General features: G+C 46.1%; 22 protein-coding genes. 3 read left to right on the plus strand and 19 right to left on the minus strand.

Annotated features, from left to right (window positions below):
* Positions 1 to 26: 26 nt before the first annotated feature.
* The 9 genes from QXV08_RS02500 to QXV08_RS02540 are packed head-to-tail and all read right to left on the minus strand — an operon-like array spanning position 27 to position 8147.
* Complete coding sequence (locus tag QXV08_RS02500) at positions 27 to 566, minus strand: DUF1616 domain-containing protein (RefSeq protein ID WP_342784612.1); 540 nt, start codon at positions 564 to 566, stop codon at positions 27 to 29.
* Entirely contained in the window at positions 559 to 1062 is a 504-nt protein-coding gene (locus QXV08_RS02505; protein WP_342784614.1) for a hypothetical protein, read from the minus strand. The genes QXV08_RS02500 and QXV08_RS02505 overlap by 8 nt, the downstream gene beginning before the upstream one ends.
* Positions 1049 to 1489, minus strand: coding sequence for a hypothetical protein (locus tag QXV08_RS02510; RefSeq protein WP_342784616.1), 441 nt, complete (start codon positions 1487 to 1489; stop codon positions 1049 to 1051). The genes QXV08_RS02505 and QXV08_RS02510 overlap by 14 nt, the downstream gene beginning before the upstream one ends.
* Entirely contained in the window at positions 1486 to 3936 is a 2451-nt protein-coding gene (locus QXV08_RS02515) for a DUF58 domain-containing protein (RefSeq protein ID WP_342784618.1), read from the minus strand. Before QXV08_RS02515 ends, QXV08_RS02510 begins: the two co-directional genes overlap by 4 nt.
* Positions 3933 to 5651: a DUF4129 domain-containing protein gene (locus QXV08_RS02520; RefSeq protein WP_342784620.1), complete on the minus strand. Its 1719-nt coding sequence runs from the start codon at positions 5649 to 5651 to the stop codon at positions 3933 to 3935. Before QXV08_RS02520 ends, QXV08_RS02515 begins: the two co-directional genes overlap by 4 nt.
* Entirely contained in the window at positions 5648 to 5917 is a 270-nt protein-coding gene (locus QXV08_RS02525; RefSeq protein WP_342784622.1) for a hypothetical protein, read from the minus strand. Before QXV08_RS02525 ends, QXV08_RS02520 begins: the two co-directional genes overlap by 4 nt.
* The gene (locus tag QXV08_RS02530) at positions 5901 to 6569 is read right to left on the minus strand and encodes a hypothetical protein (protein WP_342784624.1); all 669 of its coding nucleotides are present in this window, start codon (positions 6567 to 6569) and stop codon (positions 5901 to 5903) included. The genes QXV08_RS02525 and QXV08_RS02530 overlap by 17 nt, the downstream gene beginning before the upstream one ends.
* Positions 6562 to 7179 (minus strand): hypothetical protein, encoded by a 618-nt coding sequence (locus QXV08_RS02535; protein ID WP_342788050.1) that lies wholly within the window; start codon positions 7177 to 7179, stop codon positions 6562 to 6564. Before QXV08_RS02535 ends, QXV08_RS02530 begins: the two co-directional genes overlap by 8 nt.
* A gap of 5 nt (positions 7180 to 7184) precedes the next feature.
* Entirely contained in the window at positions 7185 to 8147 is a 963-nt protein-coding gene (locus QXV08_RS02540) for a MoxR family ATPase (protein WP_342788373.1), read from the minus strand.
* A 233-nt stretch (positions 8148 to 8380) separates the two neighbouring features.
* Here QXV08_RS02540 and QXV08_RS02545 point away from each other — a divergent pair, with 233 nt between their 5' ends.
* Complete coding sequence (locus QXV08_RS02545) at positions 8381 to 9961, plus strand: exosortase/archaeosortase family protein (RefSeq protein ID WP_342784630.1); 1581 nt, start codon at positions 8381 to 8383, stop codon at positions 9959 to 9961.
* A 190-nt stretch (positions 9962 to 10151) separates the two neighbouring features.
* Here the strand turns inward: QXV08_RS02545 and QXV08_RS02550 are convergent, their stop codons facing one another.
* The 4 genes from QXV08_RS02550 to QXV08_RS02565 form a co-directional block, all read right to left on the minus strand.
* Positions 10152 to 10775 (minus strand): MFS transporter, encoded by a 624-nt coding sequence (locus QXV08_RS02550; RefSeq protein WP_342784632.1) that lies wholly within the window; start codon positions 10773 to 10775, stop codon positions 10152 to 10154.
* Positions 10751 to 10918, minus strand: coding sequence for a hypothetical protein (locus tag QXV08_RS02555; RefSeq protein ID WP_342784634.1), 168 nt, complete (start codon positions 10916 to 10918; stop codon positions 10751 to 10753). The genes QXV08_RS02550 and QXV08_RS02555 overlap by 25 nt, the downstream gene beginning before the upstream one ends.
* Positions 10896 to 11042 (minus strand): hypothetical protein, encoded by a 147-nt coding sequence (locus QXV08_RS02560; protein WP_342784636.1) that lies wholly within the window; start codon positions 11040 to 11042, stop codon positions 10896 to 10898. Before QXV08_RS02560 ends, QXV08_RS02555 begins: the two co-directional genes overlap by 23 nt.
* A 347-nt stretch (positions 11043 to 11389) precedes the next feature.
* A complete protein-coding gene (locus QXV08_RS02565) occupies positions 11390 to 12295 on the minus strand; it encodes an alpha/beta fold hydrolase (protein WP_342784917.1) in 906 nt (301 codons plus the stop codon).
* 77 nt (positions 12296 to 12372) lie between these two features.
* Here QXV08_RS02565 and QXV08_RS02570 point away from each other — a divergent pair, with 77 nt between their 5' ends.
* A complete protein-coding gene (locus tag QXV08_RS02570; RefSeq protein ID WP_342784638.1) occupies positions 12373 to 13107 on the plus strand; it encodes a glycerophosphodiester phosphodiesterase family protein in 735 nt (244 codons plus the stop codon).
* A 15-nt stretch (positions 13108 to 13122) separates the two neighbouring features.
* Here the strand turns inward: QXV08_RS02570 and QXV08_RS02575 are convergent, their stop codons facing one another.
* Genes QXV08_RS02575 through glpK form a run of 4 tightly spaced genes read right to left on the minus strand, consistent with a single transcriptional unit; the run spans position 13123 to position 17853 of the window.
* A complete protein-coding gene (locus QXV08_RS02575; protein ID WP_342784640.1) occupies positions 13123 to 13488 on the minus strand; it encodes a DUF1667 domain-containing protein in 366 nt (121 codons plus the stop codon).
* Positions 13485 to 14741, minus strand: coding sequence for an FAD-dependent oxidoreductase (locus tag QXV08_RS02580; protein ID WP_342784642.1), 1257 nt, complete (start codon positions 14739 to 14741; stop codon positions 13485 to 13487). The genes QXV08_RS02575 and QXV08_RS02580 overlap by 4 nt, the downstream gene beginning before the upstream one ends.
* Before the next feature lies 1 nt (position 14742).
* Positions 14743 to 16221 (minus strand): NAD(P)/FAD-dependent oxidoreductase, encoded by a 1479-nt coding sequence (locus QXV08_RS02585; protein WP_342784644.1) that lies wholly within the window; start codon positions 16219 to 16221, stop codon positions 14743 to 14745.
* A gap of 57 nt (positions 16222 to 16278) precedes the next feature.
* Positions 16279 to 17853 carry a glycerol kinase GlpK gene (gene glpK, locus QXV08_RS02590; protein ID WP_342784646.1) on the minus strand — a complete coding sequence of 525 codons (1575 nt, stop codon included), beginning with the start codon at positions 17851 to 17853 and terminating at the stop codon, positions 16279 to 16281.
* A 110-nt stretch (positions 17854 to 17963) separates the two neighbouring features.
* On the opposite strand from glpK, the gene QXV08_RS02595 reads away from it, so the two are divergent.
* Positions 17964 to 18794 carry a lysophospholipase gene (locus QXV08_RS02595; RefSeq protein WP_342784648.1) on the plus strand — a complete coding sequence of 277 codons (831 nt, stop codon included), beginning with the start codon at positions 17964 to 17966 and terminating at the stop codon, positions 18792 to 18794.
* 61 nt (positions 18795 to 18855) lie between these two features.
* Here QXV08_RS02595 and QXV08_RS02600 read toward each other — a convergent pair whose 3' ends face one another.
* Together QXV08_RS02600 and QXV08_RS02605 are read right to left on the minus strand one after the other, a co-directional pair.
* Positions 18856 to 19869 carry a hypothetical protein gene (locus tag QXV08_RS02600; protein WP_342784650.1) on the minus strand — a complete coding sequence of 338 codons (1014 nt, stop codon included), beginning with the start codon at positions 19867 to 19869 and terminating at the stop codon, positions 18856 to 18858.
* Positions 19859 to 21070 carry a signal peptidase I gene (locus QXV08_RS02605; RefSeq protein ID WP_342788049.1) on the minus strand — a complete coding sequence of 404 codons (1212 nt, stop codon included), beginning with the start codon at positions 21068 to 21070 and terminating at the stop codon, positions 19859 to 19861. The genes QXV08_RS02600 and QXV08_RS02605 overlap by 11 nt, the downstream gene beginning before the upstream one ends.
* Positions 21071 to 21076: the final 6 nt, after the last annotated feature.

Raw genomic sequence — 21076 nt, forward strand, 5'->3', positions numbered from 1 at the left:
ATCTAGCTATTATTTATTTCTAATTGTTATTTTCTCCTGGATTTTGATAGGCCACGGGATACTGTTTTCCTCAGCAACATGTATTTCCTATAGGATGCTGTGAAAGCCAGTATTGCTGAATACATTGTGAGGGAGACTAGTACAGGGGTTAAACGTATACCCCATGGGGTATAGTTTAACACGAGTCCTATTAATGGAACTAGCGCTAGTGATAAACCGATACTTAACGCGAGCCTCTCTAGGTCGCCTAGCTCGTTGTCACCAGGGTATAGTGCTTCAATAGTGAGGTAACCTGGGAGAAACAACACGAAGATCGTGCCAAGTATGTACCTGGCGTAGGCGAAGACCGGGCTTGAATCGGAGAGACCTATAGATACCAGGGTGAACACTAATAGCCCGGCGCAGATCCACAGCCACGCTGAGTAATCTAGCCTAGTTAGATAACTATAGTAGTCGCTGGGTGGATCAGGATCCTCGATAACCAGCTTCCCATCCACTATATCCCTGTATATCTTCACGAGCTCCCTGTAACTCTTCCCCCTGGTGTACTCCTCGAGGCTAGCCAAGCAACGGCACCTCCCTCACTACTACATGTAAGTGGACCCATCTACCAGTGTACTCCCACTCTCCCTTAGCAGTATTATACATCCATAGCTCGAAGATCAATGAGGCGTTATCCCCTATCATGTCGGGTCTATATGGTATTGGTGCACCTATCTTTAACAGTGCTTCCTCCCCATGGTTTAAGACAACGGTGTAATTCCATAGCGCTGGCTCAGGGCTCGGGGTGGTGTTCGTGGGGAGTGTATCAGGGGTACCGAACTTGTATACAACCATGTATGCCTCAGGAGACCCCATGTAGTTATATATGTAGATGCATAGGGTAAGGTTCTCCCCTATTAATACGAAATCGGGGTAATAACCTATCTTACACTCCTGGTTGAGCAACCCTATAGCGTTGAAGGGCTCGATGCCCCGGAACTCCTGTGCAACTGTAAAGACGCTTGCAACAATTATTAACGCTAGTATTACAGCGAACACTTCATCATTAAGAAGATTCACGGATAACCCACCTCCTCCTAAGCCTGAACCACAAGTAGATGTAGAGCCTGGGGAAGAACAAGTAGAAGAGTAATGGTATGGATAGCGCCAACGCAACCCTCAGGTATTTCATAATGATGCCCCACATATAGTATGTGTCGGCCGAGGCCTCGAGCACAGCGACCTCGTTCTCCAACCGATCCAGAAGGGACTTAGCCTCTGTGATCCTCCCCTCCTGCAGAAGCATCAACGACTCATTCAGCTGTACTGTTAGATCCGTTACATTAATGTTTTTCCCGGCCAGCTTCTGAATCCTGGCAAGCAGTGATAAAGCTTCATTGAGCAGCGTGGACGAATCAGACTCTCCGCTGACAATGATGAATGAGTGGATTATGACGAGCAGTAACATCGATAACATGGTAAAAGAGATCAAGCACCACCTACTCATATCAAACCAACCTCCCTCTGCCCAGCGTAGATGTAGCCTGCTAAAGTCAGGTAGTAAGCCATGAACGAGGCCCAGGTAGACGTCGCCCTACCATGTATCAGCGTAAACTGTCTCCCGGGTTTTATATCTTCCCTAAGAAGTGATGCAACGAGCTCTCTGCCATCTATCTCGAAGACTGTTGCCAATACCTTGAATACTTCTGGCCCTGAGGAAATCATGTACTCTACTTCCACTGGTTCAGGATACCGGTTGTAGGAGTTATAGTTATACATGGATTCAATGGGCTTCTCGCGTAGGACATTATAGAATAACCCTAGCACGCCCATTGCCGGACCTTTGAGCACCAGTATATATCTACCTGCTATAAGCATCATCTCGAGCTGGAACTCGGGGTTCACCGAGGCATTATCAAGGATGTGGTGAAGCACGGCTGCAAGCAACGCGTCTAGCTCTAGTGGACTCGTGGAGTTGAGGTTAGCGATCACGAGTACTCCGCCACCGGCTCCGCCTTCACTGACAGGATGCTCCCCTGAAGCCTCATACGTCTTCGCCACCAGCTCCAGGATACCCAATGTCTTCTTCCAGTGAATATCCCTTAAGGAGTCACCGGGCTCGTAGAGCCGTACACCTCTATAATCCCCGATACGTGTGCCTGCTACTCCCTCTCCAAGGCTACTCATATACTCTCTGACCACCTCCATGATGATGGATGATGCGCCTTCTTTCACAGCCCCCCTCCTAGCTATCTCAGCCAGCCTCTCTTCATCAAGCCGTATGAGCCTGCCTGTTTCCTCGATCCTCATTAAAACCGTGATGGAAACATATTGGAGTAGCCTCCCTATGTCACTACCCTTTAACAAGAGCCCCGCTTTCTCAAGCATCTTACTGGTCAACGGTAATACGTTGACCTCATATGAGAGTAGCCCTATGTCTCTCCAGGAATAACCACTTGGATCCATTAACCCGATCCTCAGGGTAAACCTGTTCAACCCGATGTGCTCCACCGGCCTCCTCACAGATACTGTTTCCTCGTTCTCTACAAGCTCGTATCTTATGCCACTATCCAACTCCACAACACATACTACCGGTGAAGACGTTGAGACATTGAATCCCAACTCTACGTTGGATCCAGCGTAGACCTCCATTCTAGTGGATAACGGGGCAACCGTAACCCCTCTCAGCTTCATAATATATATCAATATGGAGAGCAATAGCGTGAAAACCATGGAGGTCGTGATACATAGTGATGTAGGCGGGTTCAGTAATACAGTCAGGGTGTTAACACTGTTCATGCCAAGCATGAAGATCGAGGCATATCCCAGGATCCAGTATCCAGGCTCCCTCCTAGCACTCCTCGCAACTATGAGCGAAGAGAAAATGTAGAGTAATGTGAAAACAGGGTTAAGCACTACACCAGCCAAGCTCAGAGAAATAGATAAAGCACTATATGCAGCCGGGGTAAGCAAGTAGAGCACAGGGTATAAGAGTAGAGCGGTCAAGTAAATGGGCTCCCTAGACATGTAGAAGCCATAGATCGGTGAAGCAATCGATACCGACAGCAGTAGGGCTTCCCGCTTACCCGGGCGGCCTCCCCCCTTACTGTAAAGCCATAGAGCGACCGTTGTAGAAGCCGTGATTAAGGTTAAGTAATAAGTGAAGACCATGGGTCTCCCAGCATATAGAAGGTAGAAGCTATACTTCAACCTGTCAAACCATGTTAAACTATATGGGTCTACGTATAATACGGTTTCCCTACCCTTGGATAACTCCACTAGGAACCCAGTGTTTCCCAGGATTGATACATAAGCGTTGAAGAGGAAGAGGCTGGATGGCACGAGAATCAATGCCCCATTCCCTATCCTCCACCCAGCCATCACGGTGAAAACCCCCATTTGATCATATGTATCGTAGAATCCGTTTCCATCTGTATCGGCATAAGCATAGTTGGATGTATGGGCTACTAGGTAGTCCGGAGGCGTTGAGACAAGCATGTAGGTTGCATTGGGTATGGCCACCTCGAAGGATGAACCATTGGGCAGAGTGACCCTGCTTTTAATGATCCATCTATAGCCAGCTGATGAAGCCTCATCGAGGACTTGAAATCCCTTGAACTTCACGTCTATGCCGAGGATCCCGAGTAATTCCCGTGAATAACCCTCTCCATCAGCCACTAGTACTATGGAACCGCATTCGATAAGGTTCTTCAGCAACTCAGCCTCCTCACTGGTAATGCTTCTAGAAGCAGAGATAAGGATTAAGCCACCGCATTGGAGACCGCTTAGTCCATCCCTGATCGATGCATTTACTACTTCGGTGATCCCGCTTACGCCGTTCTCACCGGTGTTCCACGGGCTCCCCGGCGTCTGGGAAGGGATGTAGATTATCCCAGATAATATGGTTGAGGCGAGGGCCAGGAGCGCTATTAACATGTATGTGGGCCTGATCACTTAATCATCCCCCTGAACTCCTCGTATGCCCTCCTCAACTCCTCTATAAGTGGCTTTCTTCTCGAGTATAAGTAGCGTTCATACAACTCTATGAATCTCCATAGATACACAGCGATAGCCTCGATGCGTGTGGACGCTCTCTTATAGTATTCCCTTAGTGTTTCACTTGATGAGGGTGGTTTAACATATGTGGAGAGCAATAATACTAGCTTTCTATAGAGAGCTACAGGGGATAAACTGCCCTGCTTCCTGCTTAGGGCTTCCACAAGGTTGGTGAAACTGAGTACAGGCTCCTTGAGGGGTATACTCGAGAGAACCAGGAGCACCGTCACTGTCAGTATAAGCGATAGAAAGTTAATGACATAGATCCTGAATTGATAGCTAGCGTATTCACCATTGATGGATTCCACCTTGATGCTGATGTAGCGTGGCTCCATGAGCAGTGCTGACCTAATAGGTAGCTGGTACACTAGTACACCATGGACGGAGCTATTTATCATTAGACGTGTTGCGTCGTCCTCCTTGATACTTATAACCAGTGATCCAGCATTACTGGGTGCATTAATAGAGATCAATACTGTAAAGGGAGGGCCTATCACTATTCTAGGAGCATCCACCTGCATCCCGTAGAGGATACCCGTTATAAGCAGGGACTTAGAGTACTGTGCGGGCAGATACTTGCTTACGGGGAAAACCTTAAAGACTATGGTGTATAAGCCCTGCATCAAGGTATCCGTGTTTATTGTGAACTCGTTTCTTCCAGGCTCAACTATGAAGCTATTATTCAATAATACTGTTTCATCCCTGTTATCAACTATGCTTACATTAAGTATAAGGGGGACATGGGCCTTAGACTCCACATTTACTGTTAAGTTCTCGTGGATCCTTATTATTGATGGAACAGTGAAGTATAGTGGGGGTTCCTCAGCCAATACCTCAAGCCGCTTGCCCTGGATAGAGACGAATGGATTATCCGAGAACCCGTAGACAGTAACTACTATGTAACCCTCTGTGCTTATAGAGTTATAGATGCCTGTAGAAGTATCGGGGATATCTACCTCAAGCATGTACATCGAGGTGTTTAAGCCTATATAAATGATGGATGTGTTGGTGAATCCATTGATTTTCACGCTGATCCCTAGTTTCTCCAGGTAGACTTCATGGGGGAAAGCCAGTGTTAAAGTCAGGCGGTCGCCAGCCTCCACCCGGTCAGGCGCGATTAGCGAGAACTCTAGGTTGACGTAGTTTTCAATGAATCCTTTAACCAGGTTATCGAGTATTTCACTGAGGCTACTGAGATACCCATATAATGTTCTCTGCAGACTATACTTGGTTGAAGGATTCGCAATCATGTTGACCAAGGAGTCAGCATACCTTGGGATAACATCCTCTGCCTCTATTTTAAGCCTGTAGAGTATATATATGGTTTCATTTGATGGAGGGTTGGGTGAGGGGTTCCTTAGTACTATACATATTTCTCTCAGGATACTCCATGATCTCGTATGTAGGTATGAGAGCCCGGGTGTTGTATTAACTGAGAGAGCTGTGCCGGCAATGCCGATCACGCTACTGCAATCGCCTTTATTCAAGGCATCGATAGCGTCTACCAGCATTACTACTAGTGGGCCTGGATCAGGAGTGTAATCGGCTATTGATGTATTCAATGAGGCCAGTAGTATTATCATGGTGAATAATAACGCTGGAAGCCCCCTCATGGCGACACCAGTGGTAGCTTGTATCCAAGTATATCGAGTACCCTTAATGCTATGATTAAGGTAAACACGGTTATCAATGCATAGTCTACAAGCCTTAAATCACAGTGAGCCCTGATCTCGGGTAGGATGGATGTAGCTATGAAGTACACTAGTATACTTATGGATACGTATGCATCCACCCTTCTCTCGCCGAGTATTATGAGGGCTGAGGAAATCACCGTGTGTAACACTACATAGATAACTAGGTCTCTAGGAAGACCTCTCACCACTAATCACCCTTAAGTATGCCTTGTACACTACTCCATCGTATTCCTCCCGCTCTAAGACGGTGTTTTTATTCAGCGATAAGCCAACGAGTAAGGGGATTAGTAGCGACACTATGTTTAATGGCCCCCATGACTCGCCAATCAACGCCTTGTTTAAACCAGTTAACTCGACGGCGTAGGCCTCCTCAGTGATGCGTAGGCTAACGCTTTCAGCTAAACCCATATTCCTGATCAATGCTTCTATATCGCCTGACTCCGGGATCAAGTGCTTCTCGACAATCAACGCCATATACGGTATCGAATCCTGGATGCCCAGCCCTGGCGCGACATCATTGCACTTCAATTCTTTCCTCGAGTAGATAAGGTATACTTCATTAGTGCCTATGCATGCCTGTACAACCCTGCTCCAGGCTAATCCAAGGTCTTCCTGCATCTTTACAAGGGGAGAGGAGAGGGCTTGAGCGTATAGCATGAGGGTCGATACCATGGGGTCCCTGTATGTTAAACCTATATCGAGGACAACCGCTCCAAACACTATCGTTGCTAATGCTACGCCAGCCACGATTTCGGCGCCGGTTAAGAGCCCATATATTGCAAAGCCTGAGGAAACCACTAGTATGCTTACTCCGAGCACAGCAAGCTCGTTACGCATTAAACATCACCACCAATACTACTCTGAAAACCATGTCAGCCCATATATTGCTGGGAGTGTTCAGGGGCTTAAAATATTGTCTGAGGATGTTTAACGCGAAAACGTATGCTAATAATAATGGATGAAGTAACAGAAGAAGGGAGAGGCTGACTACATAGTATAGTCTCCCAAGTAATTCCTCCCCACCTGTGGATGATAAGAGGTACTCTATAACTGGTGAGAGAATCACCCATGGAGTATACTCGAGACGCATGACTGAGCCGATTAACCCGGCTATAAGCCCTGTTATAATCAATAAGTCTAGATCCCTATCCGTAACCACTATGCTTATATGGGAAGTGATTGAGAGCATTAGTAAAATCAATATGAGGGATGTAGATAAAGCTATAACCCTGTTGCTTAAAGCTATTGAGAGCCCTGTGTAAGCTGTTCCTCCAAGCATTATTATCCATGATTTATCGGCGATAAGGCTTCTCCGCATAAACGATAAGTTAACGGTGAACCCTAGTCCAGCCATAGCCATCAGTAAGCCTACTACACTATTACCTCCAAGCAAGTAGATAAACAGGGAAAGCAGTGATACCGTGACAGCCTCGGCAAGAGGCGCCAAGACGCTCACTCCTTTGGGACAGGTACCTTATTCAGGACCTCTTTGATGATATCCCTGCTATCCTTGCCCCCTGCTCTAGTAATGATTCTATGGGGTAGCATGTATCCGGTAAGCCTCTTTACATCATCAGGCGTCACGTAGTCCCTCCCATTAATCAATGCAAGAGCCTTGGAGACCCTGTACAAGTATATGACCCCCCTGTGGCTCGGCCCGTTCACTACATCCTGGTGTCTTCTAATCGATGAAGCGATATCCCTAATGTATCTGACGATTCGTCTATCAGCATAGATTAATTTACCAAGGTTGTCCTGTAGCTGAATAAGCAAACCAGGGGACAGTATCTCCCGGATGCTATAGGGGTTCGCTAGGTAGAGTTCGTCGGAGCGATTTATTATCTCCTCCTCAACGTCTTCACCAGCATATCCCGTGTTAATCATGGTCCAGAATCGATCGATTAATCCTATGGTAACCTTGAAGACACCGCTCTCTATTTCCGGGGGAATCATAGAGGCGAATACGTGGAAGGGCCTCTCAATACTATGGGTCTCCCCCTCAATACTAACCTTGTACTCAGCCATGGCTTGGAGGAGGGCTGATTGAGCCCTCGTAGGTATCCTGTTTAAATCATCCACCTGTAAAATATTGGTGAAAACCGGGCCTTTCACGAATCTTCTCTCGCCTCCGAGGGAGTAAACGTAGAAGCCTGTGAGATCGCTAGGCAATATATCAGGGTTCCCCTGTATCCTTTTATATACACCACCGATCACTCGGGCCATAGCCATAGAGGTAAGGGTTTTACCAGCTCCCGGAGGACCCTCTATTAATACATGGCCCCCTGCAGCAATCGTTGCAACTATTACCTCTAGCTCCTCGCGCTTGCCAAGAACAATCTTTGAAACCTCATCAATGGCTTCTCTGAGAAGACTAGACCACTTTTCCACTTCTAATTCTGCCTGGCCACTATTCATCAATCATCCCCTAAGCATTCTTACCCGGGCTTCTATTCGAGAAATCCATGTGGCCTCTGATGTTTTAATAGGATTAAACAGTATAATATAAATATATTGGTTTACTCGTATTTCATCCAAGTTTATTAGTGTTGATGAGAAGTTTTTTAGGTTAGGGCTGGATTCCACGTTGTGTATGTAGACGAGTGACAAGTAATGATCACCATGTGATATCAGTGCAGGGTGGCAGTGGCTTGAGGAGGCTTATATATAGTATCATGGTTACAGTCTTGGTCAGCAGCCTCCTAGCTACTTTATATAGGGATAGCATTATAGCCTACCTTGAAGGATTACAGGTGAGCGAGTACAGTTACTTGATCCTGCTGACGCCCTCCTCCATATTCATCGTTCACCGCTTAACCTCACTAGGTTCTATGGGTGGCTTCAATATTTATAAGCTTATATCTACCGCAGGCACCCTCTCGGTCTCCATGTCTCTCCATGTTCTCTCAAGAGTTATAACCGAGTACTCGCTCCAACTGGAGATGTATTCGCTGGTGTTGATCATTGCCACTATAGTATTGTTTATCTATGGAGGATTCGAGAAACCCTGGGTACCGCTGGCTATAATTCTCTTATTGTTATCCATAGTGCCGTTGCCAATAGGCTTTATAAGCTGGTTGGCGAGGCTGATAACAACCCCCCTAGTTATAACGGTATCTTTTCTCACTGGGAGTCCCATGGTGTCAACAAGCATGTTTCAAGGCATCATTATATGGGATAATGAGGGTGCTCAGAGGATACTTGAGATAGCGCCTGAGTGCAGTGGTGTTGGAAGCCTGCTTACAGTGTTATCGCTGATTCCATTGATAGTATATTTGGCATCGCAGTCACGGGTTCCACGGCTCGAGAGGATCAAGGGTGTTGTTAAATCAATACTGGCGGCGGCACTAATAGTTTTCGCGGGGAATGTTGTCAGGCTAGCCTTAATAGTCTATGTATCCAGGGTACTGGGCTTCGATGCCGCGATGAGTATTTTCCACTATAACTCCCCTGTGATATATACTGGGTTAGCCACGTTAACTGCATTACTCATAACGCCTAAGCCCTCTTTTAGAGCAGGCATAAATGCTGTAAATGCCGCGAGCAGTGGTTTTACCAGTGTTGACGCGGCTAAGATTCTATCGCTCCTCTTCCTGATCATATTATACATCACTATATCGTTGCACATATCACTACCCTCTGCAAGCACGGTCTACGTGGACCCTGTTAAACTTGTTGAAAACCCGGCTTCGATAGTCTTTAATTCAACCAACACGTATGTATGGATGAATACGCCTAGCCCCCTCCTAGGTAAGGCACTCGGCGCCCTCTCAGTGTACAATATAGGTATCTCCTCAGGCAGTGGCATAGCTACAGGGTATGTTGAAGTAGCTGAGTCGCCGAGTAGGTTCCATGGATGGCAGATCTGCCTAATTAATCAAGGCTATAATATTGAAAAATGGTGGAGTGAGACAAGGAATACAACCATCGTGTACGCTGTGATATCGAAGGGCTCTACTAGGCTCCTCCTGGCTTACAGCATATACACGTATCCAACAAGCATGGGAAACCTATATGTCAGGATCTCGCTTTTCACCCCTGCAGATGGAGACCTAGAGGACAAAGCTTACTGGTTAAACACCATCTTGAACAACGTTAACATACCCGGTGGCACACGTGAGATACCACTGGACTCGATCATGTGGAGCCTCTACCTCGGCATAGCATTAATGCTCCTACCCATCATAGCAGGAGTAGTGAACGCCCGTGCCCATTATTTCAGCCTCTTTTAGTAATTCCAGCTGCTCGACCTCCTCCCCGCCTTAAAGGACTCGGAGGTATGTGTTTTGAGACTATGTTGAACGCTCCTACAAGATCTGCGTCGAGCACTTTGCTGTGTTTATAGCACCTCAGTAATTCTCCGGCACTCTCTTGTGATCTACATGTGCTCTGTATATTGAGGCTCCCAGGCGATATACCTAGCTAGTTGTAGATACGGTCTTTTTCATATGTTATCTTGATTACAACCCATATTAACAACGATATTATCCACAGTAGCACTATGGTTGCAGCTGAGTACATGTAGGTGTTTCTCACTGGCGTCATTTCACTCATACATGAATTGATGTACCTCATAGATTCTGAGTCGTAAAGCGTTATCAGTCTAGGCAGATCGCTTGCCCTGATATCGGGTGGCATGTAGATGTATGCTAGTGCAGGGTATAGTAGTGGCCCTATAGCCCAGCCAAGGGTGTTGAGCATATTGTATAGTGAGAATACTGTGCCACGGTGCTCAGCTCTGACGACATCGCTTAAGACAACTGTTATATTAGGGTACGCTATAGTCGTGAACATCATTCCAAAAACTGCTAGGAGCAGTGGCTGTATCACTATAGACCATTCACTATTACCGCATGGATACGGATACATTATCATGGAGAGCATTACTGGTAGGCCTATCCCTATGCCTAGTATAGAGATGAAGACCCTGCCTGCCGGGCCCTTCTTCCTAGCCGCCTTATCACTTAAGATCCCGCCTACAATGTGTCCTACGGCTATCGATAACACTGAGACTATTAATATTAGTGATGCAATGGTCTTTGACACGCCGCTTTCTTGAAATCATATACAAGCCTAATCAACTTCATGTAGTCCTCTGGCGAGATGGGAACTAGTCTACCGACAACAGTAACATACTTTATAAGCAGTGCTGCATCAACCACACCATCACTCATCTGGTACTGTGACACGCACTATCACCTCTCTCCTGTGTAGGTGCTGCATCTTCGAGCTGAGCTCCTTCGGAATGTATATACACAACAATCCATGGCTGGTCTTTGAAACCCTAGCGTGAAACACGTACTCCTCGGGCATGGCAACACCTTCTACGAGTAATTACTACAGAAAAGCTTATAAAAGCTTCTGCAAATCATATTGATGGAGTAGGATGAACTCGGTGAGCTAGGCGAGGGGGACTCTAGGTGAACCGCTCTTCGCCGAGGGGAGCACAGCTCCCGCAGGCGGGGAGAAGGGGATGGGAAGCCGTGATGAACCCAGCCGTGCCCGACACGCTTCGCTACAGTTCGATAGATGAGGACACGGTTCGGGTAAACGGCTATTCTTCAATACGTCGACAATGAATGCTAGCAGATAGCCCGCCGAGAAGTAGAGTAGCACCAGAATTGCTAGGGCTAGAATTACCAATCCTGTTCTCTCCTGGCTCATAACCCATACCTCTCTAGGAAGCCTGTGACTTTCTCACGGTATTCACCAGGATTAGTGACAATACTCCTCACATGCATTGAATCAGTTACCCATAGCTCTACCTCGGCACCAGCCTGTCTAGCCTCCTCAACAAACTTAGTGACCTCGCCTATGTTGACAAGATCATCTCTCCTACCAATTATAGCCAGTATCCTACTATTCTTCAATGCTTTCGCGTACTTATAGAGCCTTAACTCCTCGCCTTTCACTCTTACTCTACTCTCAGTAAACTTGACTATCAGGGGGAATACTAGGAGAAGCATGCTTCTAAGCGGCTCCTTACTCCTCTTAATCCATCTCTTCCCGCTCTCGAACACATCGATGTATGGGCTGTCAGCTATGTAGGCATCTACACCACCATATTTGGCTGCATGCATTAATACTACCGCGCCACCCATGCTGTACCCTATAACACCTATTTTCCCAGCGATCTCAGGATGATTCCTCCTAAGCCACTCTATGACATCGTTTAAGTCGTCAACCTCCCTATAGCCTAGTGTAGTGTACGCTCCCTCGCTCTCGCCATGTCCTCGTTGATCATATACTAGGACATTATAGTCCTCATCGCTGAGAAGCTTTACAACAGGCTTGATGTAGGTTTCATTGTATTTGCTGGCCGTATACCCATGAAGTACTATGATTGTGGAGGCTTTGCCACCCTTGATAAGCCATCCCTTTAACCTGGTGTTATCCCTTGTAACTACATCAATACTAGTGTATTGTAACCCTAGGTCTCCAGGATTCCATCCACCTGTCTTCCTCGGGGGTCTAGTCAGCTTCACGGATGCAATATACGCTAGTAGTATTTCAAGGAGTATAAAGAGTATTATTGCACTGAGTAGTAGAGTCCACAAGATCCCCACCAATAGATATATTTATGATCCAAATTAATTAAGTTTACAGCAGAACACCCCACCCTTAAGGGCAGGGGAGGTCAGGTATGGCTTTAAACCATGTTATAATAGGTCACAGGGGATTTCCCGCTAAATATCCTGAGAACACCATTGCCGGCTTTCTCGGTGCTCTACTCCATGGTGCTCATGGAGTAGAGCTGGATGTATGGTTAACCCTGGATGAAGTACCAGTCGTGATCCATGATAGATCAACAATGAGAGTAGCTGGGGTAGAACTAGATGTAAAGAACGCTACCATTGAAGAAATTAGAAGACTGTATCTCGGAATGGGGCAGGGTATACCTACACTGGAAGACGTGTACAGGGCTGTTCCAGAAGGATACAGGTTATATGTTGAAGTAAAAGATATTGACGCCGTCCATAAGGTGTATGAGGCAACCGTCAAGCATAAGAGAATCAGCGATGTTGTCTTCCTCAGCTTCATCGAGGATGTACTAGTGGAGTTCAGGAAACTAGATCCCAGTTTAAGGCTTGCACTAAATGTTGAAAGCCTTGAGAAAGCCAGGGAAGCATTAAAGCTGCATAGAAATATAAAACTCTACAGTGTCAACCTCCCTGTGGTAGCCCCGTTAGTCATAGGGTTCAATGTGTTCAAGGAATATGTTAGGGAAGCCAGGGAACTAGGTCTCAGGATTGTTGCATGGGATACTGAGGAATATAAATACGATTATTCATTATACAGGGAAATAGCCTCGTTAATTGATGAGGCCATAGTGAATGACCCAGTTAGAATCAGAAACTACCTAGAGATAAAACCTTAATCCCGGTTAATCCTTTTATGAAATAATTCTCCTAACCCTCCTTGTGGCAACGAGGTCGGCTCCGCATATATCCTTCATTATTACATCACCTATTTCCACCGGAGCCTCCACCTCGATATTAGCTGTTGCCTTCATAACCTTCCATATGCACTCCTTTGGCACTGGTTTACTTGTTTTAACTGATACTGTTGGAAACTCGCCGTTTCTTACTTTTACAACCGTCATAACTATCCTCTTAGGCTGGATTGCTTCCTGCTTACCATACTCCACTCCCCTGTGACACATAGCTCCCTCAACCTTTATGTTGCCATCTCCGAGGATTGTTACTCTTAGCGTGCACCCAATAGGGCATACTATACAGGTTAACTCCCTTGTAGTCAAGCCGGCTTCACCTCCAGTGTTATCCTTCTAGTGTTAACCCTGGAGAGGATTCTTCTAGGTATCCATAGTCTAAGCATCTCAGCCGGCTTTACACTAGTAAGCCTTATAAAGTACCCTATCTCAGGGATCGAGACATACACGTTTCTCTCTGGTTGCTGAACCCTGGCATAAATAACCACGTCTCTCTCGCCGCTGATATAGTGTGGTACAACTAGCCTTATATTCCGGCCCTTCTCGACTCTAATCCAGTCTACTGAGGGCACCCCATTATTCTCTATGAATAGCTTAGCTCCTTCAGCAGCTAGCTCACCCTGCTCAACGACATAGTCTACTAGATCGTTTATAACGAGCGCGTTACCTGCTACGAATACACCGGGGATAGATGCTTCGAGGAGCTCGTTTACAATAGGCCCCCTAGTAGCGGGATCCATTGCAACCCCTATTTTCTCGAGTAAACCTACATTGGGTATTAACCCAGCTGCAACCACCACAGTGTCGCAGGGTATCTCGAACTCTGTTTCTTTCAATGGCTTACCGTTTTCACCGGTTTTAGCCACTATGACTTTCTCTACACGGTTTCTCCCCTTAACCCCTGTAACCACATGTCCTAGGTAAAGAGGTATATTAAAGTCGTAGAGGCACTGCACAATGTTTCTAGTTAACCCACCTGGATACGGGAGCATCTCTACTACAGCTTTCACCCTGGCTCCTTCCAGGCTGAATCTCCTAGCCATTATGAGCCCTACATCGCCTGAGCCAATTATCACTATTTCTCTACCAGGGAGGACACCATAGATATCCATTAAGGCCTGAGCCTCGCCAGCTGTATAGATGCCTGAGCCGGGTCTATCTCCTACTACTCCTATTTCATATAGGTGTCTCTCCCTTGCACCAGTAGCATATATTATCGTCTTTGCTACAAACCGTGTGACACCGCTTCTTCTAACCGTGTTCACTATTTTCTCATCATGGGCTATTACATCTATCGAGTGGACATGGGTTTTAGTATATACATCTACACTGGATACGCGGAGTTTATCGATCAATCTCTCAATAAACTCTGTGCCTGTTAAATCCTCTTTGAAGTAGTGTATTCCAAAGCCGGGATGTATGCATTGAAGCGGTATTCCCCCAAGTATATCCCTGTTCTCTATTAGCGCAGTCTTCAAGCCAAGGCTATCGGCTTTTATTGCTGAGGCTATCCCGGCAGGACCTCCACCAATGACGACTGCATCGTATACAAGGGTCTCCATGCTAGGCCCCCTCTCTCAGTATCTTTTTGACATCTCCCAGACCATATCTCTCCCTCTTGACTACGACTTCATGCACCTCCATACCCTCTAACCCAGCGATAATCCCCGCTATCCTCCACCTGCAGAAGGAGCCTTGGCACCTGCCGAATCCAGCTTTAGTCCTAAACTTTACACCGTCAAGGGTTACCTGTGCCCCTATGGTTTTAATCCTCTTAACCGCTTCAAGTATCTCCGCCTTTGATACGGTTCTACAGTAGCATACTACCTCGCCGTAATCAGGGTTTACCGATACTAGTTCATCTATTTCCCGTAGGGATTTACCGTGAAGCTTAGGGAATCCTCTTCTATAAGGCTTCCAGTCACTCCTGCGCTCCAGGCTTACCGCGTATGATTTAGAGATCATGTCTGCTACGTAATATGCTATTGCAGGGGCTGCTGTGAGCCCTGGGGATCTTATCCCGGCGACGTTGATGAAGCCCCATGGCTCCTCATATACTTTAATCAGCCATTCACCATGTGGAGGCTCAGGTCTTACACCGGCGAATGTCCTTGTGATAAGTGATCTAGGAGGTACCTCTCTCAGTAGTTTACCTGCTTCCCTGAGTAAATACTCGATGCCTTCAAGTGTTGTTGAGGTATCATCTTTCATCTCGTATGGCATGTCCACTGCTGTAGGACCTATGAGTAAGTCTCCCCCGGTTGTCGTGATAGCGTAAACTCCTTTGGTTAAACTTGTAGGTGTTGTATGCAGGAGCCTTAAGGGTTTAACGCTGGTGTCCTCATCAAATACTATATATTCACCTTTCCTAGGCTTTATCACGAAGTCCTCTTCGACACCAGCGCTGTGGGAAATCTCGTCGGCATGAACACCTGCAGCATTAATCACTATGTCGGCTTGAATAAACCCTCTACTTGTTTCAACTCCTTCAACAGCTTTGCCCTTAATCCTCACCGATTTAACCAGTGTATTCACGAGTATTCTTCCACCGTTTTCAACAAGGTTCTCGGCTAGCGCGGCGACGGCTTCAAAAGGCGATATATTACCAGCTGTGGGGGCATATACTGCCCCTACAGCCATCGGGTTTATAGCTGGTTCAAGCCTCCTTAATTCATCTCCATATACTGCCCTAACTCCTGGTACATTGTTTCTTCTGGCCATATCAATGTATCTCAACGCCTCCTTCTCTTCCTCGCTGTTGGTGAAGACCATTAGTTCACCAGGCCACTTTACCGGTATATCCAGCTCCTTAACCCATTGACGCCAGAGCTTGTTACCTTCCACGCAGAGCCTCGCTCTAAGAGGGTGTAACTCAGGGTCTTCCTCGTGTCCCGGGTGAATTATAGACGTATTAGCCTTAGAGGCCCCCCAGCCTACATCGGGCTCTTTCTCAACAACAACTATATCTAGTCCCTTGTACATGCCGAGGACTCTTGCAATGGATAACCCTACTACACCGGCTCCAATGATAACTATCCTCATTCATGAAACCCCCGTAATCTATGACCAGTCTATAACCAGGCGAGGGATTAAACGTCTTTACTCATATCCATAGGCCCATGGTACTTCACGAGCCCATCCTAACGCCCTTTTAACAGCCTCCTTCCACCCCTTGTAGAGCTTTTCCCTTATCTCCTCACTGATTCTCGGGACGAACTCTTTCTCGGCCTTCCAGTATCTACGTAGTTCATCAATACTCCTCCAGTAGTCGACGGCTAACCCTGCTAGATATGCTGCACCAAGCGATGTCGTCTCATACACCATTGGCCTAACTACTTTTGCATTCAATATATCCGCTTGGAACTGCATCAGGAAGTCGCTTCTCGATGCACCGCCATCAGCCTTTAAGACCTTTATCTCCGAACCTGTTTCAAGCTTCACTATTTCAACAACGTCCCTGGTTAAGTAGGCTATGGATTCCAGTACCGCTCTTGCCAGGTGCTTTCTCTCGGTACCTCTTGTTATACCTATTATGAGGCCTCTAGCGTATTGATCCCAGTAGGGTGCACCTAGGCCGGTGAACGCTGGGACGAAGTATACTCCACCTGTATCGCTCGCTGATTCTGCAAGCGGGTTGACCTCGGCTGAGACCTCTATTATCTTTAACCCGTCGCGTAGCCACTGCATCGCCGCCCCGGTTATAAATATGCTTCCCTCTAGGGCGTATACTGCTTTACCTGGTTCAATGCTATAGTAGATCGTTGTGATCAATCCATGCTTAGAGAAAACTGGTGTAGCCCCAGTGTTAACCAGTATGAAGTTCCCGGTGCCATAAGTACACTTTATATCGCCTTTCTCGAATCCGGCTTGACCAAATAATGCAGCCTGTTGATCACCCACAGCTCCAGCTATAGGTATCCTGTATCCATGGAATAATTCATCAGCGATCTCCGGGCCCACATAGCCGTAAAGACTTTTATCGCTTGAGGGGCGTGGAAGCGGGAGTATTTCCAAGGGTATTCTACCCTGTACCTCAAGTAGCTCCCTGTCCCAATCGATCCTCTGTATGTCGAAGAGCATGGTTCTAGAAGCGTTCGAGTAATCGGTTACATGAGCCCCCTTCTTCTCTGGTGTTAACACATCTCTTGAATTCCTTGTCAGATTCCATATAATCCATGTATCAATGGTGCCGGCTATAACCCGGCCACTTACCGCTTTCTCCCTTACACCAGGCACGTGGTCTAGGATCCACCATATCTTAGTGCTAGAGAAGTAGCTGTCGGGTACAAGCCCGGTCTTAGAGCGTATGAGATCTATATACTTGCTCTTTAAGTATTCAACCTCCCTAGCCGTCCTCCTATCCTGCCATACAATAGCATTGTAGACGGGGTTACCTGTCTCGGGATCCCAGAGGAGTATGGTCTCCCGTTGATTCGTGACTCCTATAGCCTTAATTTCACCTGGATTAACACCGCTACCCTCGAGAACCTGCTTGATAACATACTTCGTGTTAACCCATATCTCTAAGGGATCATGCTCAACCCAGCCAGGCCTCGGATATATTTGCCTATGTTCCCTGTAAGCCATTTTAACAGGTAGACCTTCATGATTGAAGAGGATTGCCCTGGTGCCTGTGGTGCCTTGATCTATGGATAAAATATAGCCATCACTCAAGACCGGTACCTCCTAATATCTAGATCAACACCTAAAGAATTTAAGTATCAAAGAACCCGGGTAGTAGAAGCTAATATATTTGCTAAGGATGATACATATATGTGGGAGCCATGTATAAGGAAGGCTATGTTGAACTACCCACCGGATTAAACGCTTTCTATAGGAGCTGGCTACCAGAGGACAAAGCCAGGGGACTCGTAATTGGTGTACATGGATTCGCGGAGCACAGCGGAAGATACCTGCATGTAGGCGAGGCATTAAGTAGGTACAAGTATGCATTCTACATCCATGATTTAAGAGGACATGGCAAGAGCAGGGGAGAGGAACCCGGCTACATAGATAGCTTTAACGAGTTCATAGATGACTTAGACACATTCATAGACTATGCAGTCAGGGACTCAGGCATACAGAACACTATACTATTAGGACATAGTATGGGTGGGTTAATCGTCCTCCACTACCTGGCTAAAAGACGCGGGAGGGTTAAAACCGCTGTCGTCACCGGAGCCGCTACATTGATTAGATACCCAGTTCTACAGAGAATCCTCCTTGAATTAATAAGTATGCTAAGCCCAAGGAAGAGGGTAGATTTACCGATAGATCCTGGACTATTATCAAGTGATCCAAGCGTCGGGGAGAAATACATCAGAGATGAACTAGTGTTAAAGAAGCCGACTCTCAAGCTAATATATGAATTATACAGGGCATCTAAGGAGATCTGGAGGATTGTTGAAGAGATAGATACACCGATACTGATAATACATGGAGAAAACGATAGAATAGTGAACCCCGGGGGCAGTCGTAGACTATATGATAGGCTACGTGTAAGCGATAAGGGATTAAAGATATACCCGGGAATGCGTCATGAAGTTCTCAACGAGCCGGAATGGTTGAAGGTATTGGAGGATATAATAGAATGGATTAATAAACACGTTCAGTGATACTGCAACTGGGAAAAAGATCCAGTTCCCCCTCATGACAGGGGCGAGATCAGACCATGGATTAGGATCGATCATGAGATATCCTGTAAACATAGAGTACATCTGTGCCTGTCAGCAAGTATATTTCATCACCGCTTATGCTGGCTACTGGGATCCCGTAGCCTTTCTTCGCAAGCATGTATATTATCTCCTCTCTCTCAACCAGTATGGTCTTGAATACTGATTTATCAAGAGCCACTCTAGGTAGCCTGTGCTGAATATCCTGCTTTACTCTCTTGTGCTGATTATTCAAGTAGAGCAGTGCCCCGGTGAGAACAGCTAGGATGGGGGTTGAGTATAGTGTAAATACTCTTGCCGAGTAAATACTTATAAAGTTAAAGGGCGGAGGCATGTTTTTCTCCACGATGTTTTTCATTGACCTGATCTCGCTACTGCTAGTATTCGATGATGATGCAGATAATATGTTGTTTGGTTTATCGATGCTGAATAGTATTATGGGATTGTATTGATAGACAGCAGTATATCCATCAGAGTATTTAACAGTATAAGAGGCATTAATGTCAACCATGTAGTCAAGCTTAAAGGATGCAGAGGAGATCTCCCTGTCGATGCGTGAAGCCAGCTCCAATATCTCCTCTATATTAACCGAGCCATTCACATATACGCTCCCAGGACTACAGAAAAGCGTTAACTCGGGCTCGAGGCCTTTACTCCATAGGGAGGATCTTAAGACACCCGAAGCACTAATATTACACTCGATACTGGTTGCTTCACCATGCTCAGTGTTGTTGTATATTACTACTTTAGCATTCAACCTGTAGAGGGAGTATTGTGCTAGTGAGAGAAAGACCCTGCTGGAGGAGATTACTGAGGCATTGTCATATATTATAGATGGCTTCACACCCGTAGTGAACAATGTATCCCCATTTATATCGGCGTACTTCACCACGTGTTCAACCACATTGTAGGGTTCGATCCTGTAGGATACAGCCATAACTACGATGCTTGCGGCAAGCGCCAGGATAAGTATAATAGTTAGGATACTCATTGTTTTCACTAGTAACTTATTCGCCAAGATAAGTATACCTCAACATATTTTTAACAATATAAATAATAAAGGTTAAACATAATAAACATGAAGCCAGGAAAAGAACAGAGTAAACACTACCTATAGCACTCACGGCGATGAGGAATGGATAGCCTATATAGGGAACTCTAAAAACCACTCTACCCAGTATAGTATTACTACACGCCCATAAGGGGTCATTAACATCGTTTGCATCGCCCCGTGTAACCAGGCAGCCACCATCACTGGCTTCATTTACAACCCTGTGCACAATAATATTTACTCCATTAGAGAACGCCACTATATCTCCAACCGAGATGCTCTGGATACTCCTGGGCTCAATAACTATTATATCACCAATACCAAGGCTTGGGGTCATACTTCCCGAGGAAATCACTAGGAGCCTGTAGCCCTGTAGAAAAGAGACCACGAAGAGCAATGCTACTGCTAGGAGAATAAGTGAAGGATAAGTGGGTTCGCGCCTGTGGATTCCATGTATTCTATTATTAGCTACTGCTCCAGTATGATCCATGTATAGTAGTAACCCAATAAGGATGGTTGAGATCAATAGAGGGAGATATGCTAGAAACACGTTTATCCTTAATGGAAGCACCGGCGAGAGCTTATACATTGATACCTGTGTAAGGGATAAACCTAGGGATGCCTTAAACCCGTTGTTAATGTATGCAATCGTGCCAAGGATCCCCCATGTAACCCAGTACAAAGCCTTCGTCACAGCTGATATCGAGGCATCAATATTCTCCAGGAGAAACATATAAGCTAAGCCCTGAGCCACCGAGGTAGCGTATAACAGAGTGTTGTTCGAGGCTACTCGTGTATGCGTGAGAATAATTTTCCTCGAGGATTCTATCAGGGTTACTGAGGAAGCATAGTAGAAGATCGAGGCAAGATACTGGGGAAGACTTGATGTGAGAGTATTTACGCCGAAGCCTGTTAGAAGCCCTATAACGATATAGGAGATGGGTATTGAGGCAAACGCTATATAGGAGCATAAACTTAAATCACTACGGGCTCCAGGCATCCAGGCACTGAATACGCCTACAAGGATAACGGCTATTGAGGATGGAATCAAGTAATAGGAGAACCCGTAGAGTAATCCAGTAAGCTTTGATAAAGCCATGAAAATAATCCACGATGCATAAAATAGCAAGGAAATTATATAAGTGTTACGGGAAAAAAGACTATTCAATTAAAG

The sequence above is a fragment of the Desulfurococcus sp. genome (genome assembly GCF_038881575.1).
Taxonomy (GTDB): domain Archaea; phylum Thermoproteota; class Thermoprotei_A; order Sulfolobales; family Desulfurococcaceae; genus Desulfurococcus.

Coding starts and splice junctions, on each gene's coding strand:
- QXV08_RS02560 (WP_342784636.1), bottom strand. CDS start 11,042: ATGCCCGAGGAGTACGTGTTTCACGCTAGGGTTTCAAAGACCAGCCAT.
- QXV08_RS02580 (WP_342784642.1), bottom strand. CDS start 14,741: ATGGAGACCCTTGTATACGATGCAGTCGTCATTGGTGGAGGTCCTGCC.
- QXV08_RS02520 (WP_342784620.1), bottom strand. CDS start 5,651: ATGAGGGGGCTTCCAGCGTTATTATTCACCATGATAATACTACTGGCC.
- QXV08_RS02595 (WP_342784648.1), top strand. CDS start 17,964: ATGTATAAGGAAGGCTATGTTGAACTACCCACCGGATTAAACGCTTTC.
- QXV08_RS02570 (WP_342784638.1), top strand. CDS start 12,373: ATGGCTTTAAACCATGTTATAATAGGTCACAGGGGATTTCCCGCTAAA.
- QXV08_RS02530 (WP_342784624.1), bottom strand. CDS start 6,569: ATGCGTAACGAGCTTGCTGTGCTCGGAGTAAGCATACTAGTGGTTTCC.
- QXV08_RS02585 (WP_342784644.1), bottom strand. CDS start 16,221: ATGAGGATAGTTATCATTGGAGCCGGTGTAGTAGGGTTATCCATTGCA.
- QXV08_RS02510 (WP_342784616.1), bottom strand. CDS start 1,489: ATGAGTAGGTGGTGCTTGATCTCTTTTACCATGTTATCGATGTTACTG.
- QXV08_RS02540 (WP_342788373.1), bottom strand. CDS start 8,147: ATGAATAGTGGCCAGGCAGAATTAGAAGTGGAAAAGTGGTCTAGTCTT.